At 31.3% G+C, this 7,131-nt stretch carries 9 protein-coding genes; all 9 read right to left on the reverse strand.

Going from position 1 to position 7,131, the window contains the following annotated elements:
* Positions 1-835 (reverse strand): Rpn family recombination-promoting nuclease/putative transposase (locus EZH24_RS04955; protein ID WP_137998014.1); only part of this gene is annotated, 835 nt, incomplete at its 3' end.
* Positions 836-858: 23 nt separating this feature from the next.
* A complete protein-coding gene (locus tag EZH24_RS15300; RefSeq protein WP_272897872.1) occupies positions 859-984 on the reverse strand; it encodes a hypothetical protein in 126 nt (41 codons plus the stop codon).
* Positions 985-1,012: 28 nt separating this feature from the next.
* Positions 1,013-1,810: a Cof-type HAD-IIB family hydrolase gene (locus EZH24_RS04960; protein ID WP_236847072.1), complete on the reverse strand. Its 798-nt coding sequence runs from the start codon at positions 1,808-1,810 to the stop codon at positions 1,013-1,015.
* 2 nt (positions 1,811-1,812) lie between these two features.
* Positions 1,813-2,451: a 3-keto-L-gulonate-6-phosphate decarboxylase UlaD gene (locus tag EZH24_RS04965; protein ID WP_137998015.1), complete on the reverse strand. Its 639-nt coding sequence runs from the start codon at positions 2,449-2,451 to the stop codon at positions 1,813-1,815.
* Between the two features lie 59 nt (positions 2,452-2,510).
* Positions 2,511-3,206, reverse strand: coding sequence for an L-ribulose-5-phosphate 4-epimerase (locus tag EZH24_RS04970; RefSeq protein ID WP_137998016.1), 696 nt, complete (start codon positions 3,204-3,206; stop codon positions 2,511-2,513).
* Position 3,207: 1 nt separating this feature from the next.
* Entirely contained in the window at positions 3,208-4,065 is an 858-nt protein-coding gene (locus EZH24_RS04975) for an L-ribulose-5-phosphate 3-epimerase (protein ID WP_137998017.1), read from the reverse strand.
* Between the two features lie 76 nt (positions 4,066-4,141).
* The gene (locus tag EZH24_RS04980; RefSeq protein WP_137998018.1) at positions 4,142-4,450 is read right to left on the reverse strand and encodes a PTS sugar transporter subunit IIB; all 309 of its coding nucleotides are present in this window, start codon (positions 4,448-4,450) and stop codon (positions 4,142-4,144) included.
* A gap of 24 nt (positions 4,451-4,474) precedes the next feature.
* Positions 4,475-5,932 (reverse strand): PTS ascorbate transporter subunit IIC, encoded by a 1,458-nt coding sequence (locus tag EZH24_RS04985; RefSeq protein ID WP_137998019.1) that lies wholly within the window; start codon positions 5,930-5,932, stop codon positions 4,475-4,477.
* A gap of 41 nt (positions 5,933-5,973) precedes the next feature.
* The gene (ulaG, locus tag EZH24_RS04990) at positions 5,974-7,032 is read right to left on the reverse strand and encodes an L-ascorbate 6-phosphate lactonase (protein WP_137998020.1); all 1,059 of its coding nucleotides are present in this window, start codon (positions 7,030-7,032) and stop codon (positions 5,974-5,976) included.
* Positions 7,033-7,131: the final 99 nt, after the last annotated feature.

Genomic DNA, 7,131 nt, shown 5'->3' on the forward strand with positions numbered 1-7,131 from the left:
TTATAAGGTTAATATCCATATTTTTATTTTTCATTGCTTTTGCCATTGAAATCGCTTTACTTTTTTCGCCCGCTTCAAAACCTTCTTCTCTTTCTCTCGATAACATTATTTTTTGTCCTACTAAAAATGCGTCTCTGGCTGCGTAAGCTCGCATTAATTTATCGTCCGAAGTAAATCTTTTATATTCTTCTATAGCTTTAGTCATAATCGGGTTAGCCTCCTTTAGTTCTTTTTCGATTAATTCTAAATTATTACTTGTGAAAAATTTCATCCAAGTTAATAATTTATTTTTCTTTAATTCTTCAATAGTTGATTTTTCTAATATATCAATAAATCTTTGAACTTCGATTAAATGCATTTGGATATAATCTAAACTAATATTTTGGTTTTCTGTGTCAATCAATTTAAAACAACGATGAGGTTTGCCTTCGTCTCCAAAATCTAAATTAAAATCTAAAAGATTAATGCTAATAATTTTTTGAATATTTTGGTAACCTTCGCCTTCCCTCAATTCGCTTACAATGTTTTTTGAAATGTAATAAAATATTCTATCTATAAAATTCTTATTTCCGCAAAGTTGAAATTCGATTATAACCGTTTGATTATTTTTAGTCTTTGCCTTAACATCTATTATAGATTCCTTCAAATCAATATTTTCGGACAAATTAAACGGGTCGATAATTTCCAAATCTTTAACTTCTTCAAAATTGAAATCGCTCAAAGTTGCGTTGACTAAATCTTCTAATAAGTCCTCGCTCCCATTTCTTCCGAATAAGTATCGTGCAAATAAGTCGCTTAACTTTTTTATTTCAATATTGTCTTTATTATTTTTCATAACTATATTATAACAAAATACTTTTATTTGTCAAAATATTTAATCAATAAATTTTTAGACAACATATTTAATAACAATGGCAAATAGATTTTTGGAATTTTTTTATAACAGTTTTTGCCATGCAAGTCTCCGATAATCGATATTTTCATTTTTTATTCTCCTAAATCATTATAACTTTTATAAACCGAGATTAAAATATTCGTTTATAAAATATCCGACTCCGTCTTCTATATTTGATTTGGTTATATATTTAGATTTTTCTTTTACCACATTTTCCGCATTATCTACGGCTACCGATATTCCAGCAATTTCAAGCATTTCTATATCGTTATTATTATCTCCGAAAGCCATCACATTTTCTTTTTTAATATCATATTTATTAAGCAAAAAAGATAAAGCGTTTGCCTTTGAAACTTTTGGGCTATGAACCTCTAAATAAACTGGTCTTGAAAAAGCGTAATAAACCTTATCTTTTAATTTTTTGTCTAATTCTTTCGCTATTTCTTTTAGAATTTCATTTTCTCCTATAAACATAAATTTACTAAACGAAAAATTTTTTATATTATCAAAACCTACGCTATAATTATTTATTTTGGCTATGGAAATATAAAAATCGAGCCATTTACTCTTTGAATCGGATAAATTCCATCTTTCGCCTAAAAATCCTTGATGATATACTTTATATTTTTTAGCTATTTCAATTAATTCTTTGCCTATAGAAGATTCTAAATTATTTTCGTATAATATATCGCCTTTTCTATCGGTTATCATAGCTCCGTTAAAAGAAATCATATCCGTTTCTATATTTAAATCGTCCAAAAATTTAGCCGCAGCCGAAGTCGGTCTTCCAGTAGATAATATAACTTTAATTCCTTTTTCGTTTACGGCGGATATAACTTTTTTATTATAGTCGCTTATTTTATGCTCGTTATTAAGCAATGTGCCGTCCAAATCCGTAGCTATAAGAAGAATCAAAATTATCTCCAATATTTTGCAATCTCTTCTTTAAATTCTTTAGCCGCTTTATCTGGATTTTCGGCGTCTCTTATGCTTCTTCCCGCTATAAAAGTAAACACATCTATATCTTTAAAAAGTTTCAAAGTGTCTATTTCAAGTCCGCCTGTTACAGAAACTTTAAACCCCATTTCGGTAAGTTTTTTTATTTTGTTTAAATCGCTATCGCTCCAAGTTTTGCCAGACAAAAGAGCGTCTCTACTTTGATGATATACCGCTTGAGTAATGCCCGCTTCTTTCCAAGCCTTTGCATGTTCAAAAGTCCAATCTCCGTAAAGTTCGACTTGCAATTCTTTAACTTCTTTTAAAGCCGCTTTCATAGTCGGTATTGTCGCCGAACATATTACCGTCATCCAATCCGCTCCAGCATCGGCGCACATTTTTGCAACCGTTCCGCCAGCATCGGCGCATTTTGTATCGGCTAAAATAATTTTATCTGGATATAAAGCTCTTAAACATCTAACGGCTTCCATTCCTTCCGCTAAACACAATATTGTTCCCGCTTCTATAATGTCGACTTCGTTTCCTACCGCTTTTGCCGATTTTAAAGCCCCGCTTAAAGTGGTATTATCTAAAGCTATTTGTAATAAAGGAACGCTCATAATTTTTCTCCTATTTTTTTATATTTATTTTATAATATTTAATATTGTTATGATTTTAATTAATTTTGCCCATAGTATGCATTTTTGCCATGTTTTCTAAAATAATGTTTATCCAATAGATATTTTTCAACCGATTTTATATTTGGATTTATTTGTATAGTTCTATAAGCCATTTTAGAAAGTTCTTCCAATACTACGGCATTGTAAACCGCCTGTTTTGCATCTTTTCCCCAAGCGAACGGTCCATGAGACGCTATTATTATACCTGGAATATCCATAGGGTTTATGTTTCTTTCTTTAAGAGTTTCTATTATAACCAATCCCGTATTTTTTTCATATTCGTTTTCTATCTCTTCTTTAGTTAAAGCCCTTGCGCATGGTATATCTCCATAAAAATAATCCGCATGAGTAGTTCCAAACGCCGGTATATCCTTTCTTGCCTGCGCCCAACTTGTAGCGTAAGACGAATGAGTATGAACTATAGCCCCAATTTCTGGAAAAGCTTTATATAATTCTATATGCGTTGGAGTATCTGAAGAAGGTTTATATTTTCCATCGATTTTTTTGCCTTCCAAATCGAGTAAAACCATATCTTCCGCTTTCATAATATCATAATCTACTCCGCTCGGCTTTATTGCAAAAACTTTACTTTCTCTATCAATTCCGCTTACATTTCCCCAAGTATAAATTACTAATTTTTTTTCAACAAGTTCTAAATTCTCTTCAAAAACTTCTTTTTTTAATTCTTCGAGCATTTTAATAAAATCCTCCTTCTTTCATTTTTTCCAAAACCCATTTCTTTTCTTTCAAAACATATTCTTTAGGGTTTTGAGATTTTTCGGACCACATTTCTATCATAAAAGTTCCGTTATAATTAAGTTCTTTTAATAATTTAAAACATTTAACGAAATCTACGCATCCTTCTCCAAAAGGAACTTCTTTAAATTTTCCTACAAAGTCTCCTTTTGGCGGTATTGTGTCTTTAATATGAATAGCGGTTATTTTACCAAATCCCTTTCTTATCTCTTCTTCGACATTGTTTCCCCATGCGGTTAAATTTCCCAAATCTGGATAAACCGTGAGCCATGGGCTATTGCATATTTTATCGTATTCCAAAAATTTAGTTATGGAATTTATAAAAGGAGTATCCATAATTTCTATTGATAGCATAACCTGATATTTTGATGCCATTTCTAAAGATTTTTTTAATCCTTCTATAAATAAAGCTTTAGTTTCTTCATCGCCTTTTTCATAATATACATCATAACCTGCAAGCTGTATTATTCTTATACCTACATCGCTTGCAAATATTATGGCTTTTTCCATTAATTCCATAGCCTTCTTTCTAATATCCGCATTTTTACTGCCCATAGGAAATCTTCTATGTCCGCTAAAACACATAGTAGGAATTTTTATTCCCGTTTCAAATATAGATTTAACTAAATATTCTCTTTCTTCTTTGTTCCAATCTAACCTTGAAAGCCTTTCGTCAGTTTCGTCTATAGATATTTCTACAAAGTCAAAACCTAACTCTTTAGCGTCCAATAATCTTTGTTTCCAAGAAATATTTTTATCCAAAGCTTTTTCATATATGCCAAATAAATTATTAATAATTTACCTCCAAATAAACTAATATAAATAATAATTATAGTAAAGCAATTTAATATACTTAATATTATTTTATTAATTATTATTTATTTTTCAAATCTTCCAAATGCCCAGATTCTTCAAGTTTTTGTTTGAATTCTGGCTCGGAGAGAACATTTTTTATGCCTATAACTTTTACGCCTTTTTCTATAGCTTCTTTAAACATATCTATAAAATTCAAAGGGCAAAAAATCAAATCATAATTTAATGCCGTGCTTTTACCTTCCGATAAAGCGCAATGATGGACATCAAATTCTTTAAAACCAAGAGATTTTAAAGATTTTTCAGCCGTCATCTTCATCATCAAACTTGTTCCCGAACCGTTAGCGCATGCCACTAAAACTTTTACCATAATAATATCCTCCAAATCGTTAATTTATTTAGTTTTCATTTTTTCTTTATAAGCTTCATAATCGTCCGTGATTAAAAAATAAGTATCTTTGTTTTTCAAATATTGAATTTGAGGTATAGCGATTAATATTAAAGCGACTATTCCTATTCCGATATAACCTAAATATTTCATAATAATTGTGAACCCTGGCCATAATATCGCCCAATCCCACATACCTAAATAACCGCCGTATGCGGCAAGTCCTACCCAATAGGCTATAAACGCCGAACCGAATACTTGACATAACCCAGATATAAAAGGCAAAATACATGCGGCTTTTATTCCGCCTCTATTATTTGCAAATACCGCTATAGTAGCGTTATCAAAAAATACGGGTATAAATCCAGCTATTATAATTACGGGACTTTTTAATATTATAAGAGTAATAATTGCAAGGAATTGTCCCGCTGCTCCAAATAGAAGTCCTATTGTAACTGCATTTGCAGAACCAAATCCGAAAGTTGCGGCGCAATCGATTCCTGGAACGGCGCCTGGAAGCAGTCGAGTGGAAATACCTTGAAACGATTGAGTTAATTCCGTTACGAAAGTTCTAACGCCAAGTTGAAGTATAGCCAAATAAACGGCAAAATATAATGCCGTAGTTAATATGTAAAAGAAGAAACTTTGCCCTTCTTTCATAAAATTATTAGCAATCAAATAATCTTTTCCAAGCGTTATTAATATTATGCCAAAAAATAATAACATTAAAATAGCGGTTGAAACCATATTTTCATTAAAAATGGCTAAAAACCCAGGAAATTTTATATCTTCAAGCTTTTTACTTTCTCCCTTGCCTTTAATTTTATCCGCTATAATCGAAAATATTTTCAATGCGAAAACCTGCTGATGAGCCACACAGAATCCGCCGCCTTCCGTTAAATCTTGAGTTATTTCCACAGTCAAATTTGAGCCTACAGCCCAATATAATCCTAAAAGCAAACTCATAACTATTAACATTGGAGTATCTCCTAATTCTGGGAAACAGAAGAATATTAGCCAAAAAGCCGTTGCAGCCTGTTGAATTTGAACATTGCCTGTAGTAAATATTGAGCGAATTTTTGTAATTTTTCTAAAAGCTACTAATAAAATGTTAAATATAAAAGCTATTAAAAGAAGCAGCATTACTTGAGAAAATGATTTTCCTATATGTTCCATAGCCGCTTGAACGGCATTTTGTCCATAATACGGGTCTATAACCGTTGCCTGCAAATTAAATTTATCTCTTAACCCAACGAGTATAGGTCTGAAATTACTTACGAGTCCGCCCGAGCCTACCGTTAATATTAAATATCCAACTGTCGCTTTAAGAAATCCCGCTAAACATTCATACCAAGGTTTTTTTAATAGAATATAACCTATTAAAACTATGAAACCTATAAAATAAGCTGGCTGGGTAAGAATATTATCCGCGAAAAATGTCCAAATTCTAAATAATACATTCATAATTAATTACCTCTCTTTGATTAAAATATTTATAATTTAGCTTAAAGCATAGCCCTAAACGGTATATTTTGTTCATGTTCAAAACAATCTTCAAAACCTCTTGGGTGATGATATTGAATCAAATCTTTATCTCTCGGATAAACATATTTGCCTCCGACTTCCCAAATGAAAGGCTTAAATTTATATTGCAATCTGTCTTTTTTCATTTGATAAAGAACTTCTATCTCTCTAGTATCAGCCATGAAATTTGTCCAAACATCATAATGTATTGGAATGATAACTTTACACCTTAAAGCTTCCGCCATTCTTAAAACATCAACGGAAGTCATTTTATCGGCTATTCCGACTGGATTTTCGCCATAAGATGCAAAAGCCACATCTATATCGTAATCTTTTCCATGTTTAGCAAAATATATCGAATAATGAGAATCTCCGCTATGATATATATTGCCTCCTGAAGTTTTTATAATATAATTTACCGCTTTAACATCCATATCTGGAACTGTATTTCTTAAATCATCTGGAGGAGTTGTTACCAAACAGGTTCTATCGAAAGAATCAACCGCTATAATTTCAACATCTTTAATTTTTATAGAATCGCCAGGTTTTACGATTATGCATCTTTCGGCTGGAACTCCCCATTCTATCCATTTTTCAACCGAATATTTTGGTCCTATAAATGGAATCGGTTCTTTAATATTTTGTAAAACCGCCGCCGCAACATTTATATCGATATGGTCGTTATGATAATGAGTCGAAAGTATAGCGTCAACTTTTTTTATTGCGAAAGGGTCTATTACGAAAGGGGAAGCTCTCAAATTAGGCTGTAATTTTCTTACTCCAGCCATATTAGCCATTTGATGTCCAGCGACCATATTTTTAGTTTTTTTAGTTCTTTTACCGTTACCGCACCATAAATCTATACAAATATTGGTATTTTCAGAGGATTTTATCCAAATTCCAACGCATCCAAGCCACCACATAGCGAAAGAATTTGGTTCTACGATTTCTTCTTCTATTTCTTCGTTTAACCAAGTTCCCCATTCTGGAAAACTATCTAATATCCATTTTTCCCTTGTAATTTCATTAATTTTTGCCATTGATTTATTGCCTCCGTAATTATATATTCTATTTTACTATTTATTTATAATAAACTTAAAATTTCCTCTTCGCTAATATCATTTTTTATTAATTTTTCA

Source organism: Brachyspira catarrhinii (assembly GCF_005518285.1).
Classification (GTDB): domain Bacteria; phylum Spirochaetota; class Brachyspiria; order Brachyspirales; family Brachyspiraceae; genus Brachyspira; species Brachyspira catarrhinii.

Bases quoted from the DNA above. Each gene is read 5' to 3' on its own strand.
- EZH24_RS15300 (WP_272897872.1), bottom strand. From the start codon at position 984: ATGAAAATATCGATTATCGGAGACTTGCATGGCAAAAACTGTTATAAA.
- EZH24_RS04965 (WP_137998015.1), bottom strand. From the start codon at position 2,451: ATGAGCGTTCCTTTATTACAAATAGCTTTAGATAATACCACTTTAAGC.
- EZH24_RS04970 (WP_137998016.1), bottom strand. From the start codon at position 3,206: ATGCTCGAAGAATTAAAAAAAGAAGTTTTTGAAGAGAATTTAGAACTT.
- EZH24_RS04980 (WP_137998018.1), bottom strand. From the start codon at position 4,450: ATGGTAAAAGTTTTAGTGGCATGCGCTAACGGTTCGGGAACAAGTTTG.
- EZH24_RS04985 (WP_137998019.1), bottom strand. From the start codon at position 5,932: ATGAATGTATTATTTAGAATTTGGACATTTTTCGCGGATAATATTCTT.
- ulaG (WP_137998020.1), bottom strand. From the start codon at position 7,032: ATGGCAAAAATTAATGAAATTACAAGGGAAAAATGGATATTAGATAGT.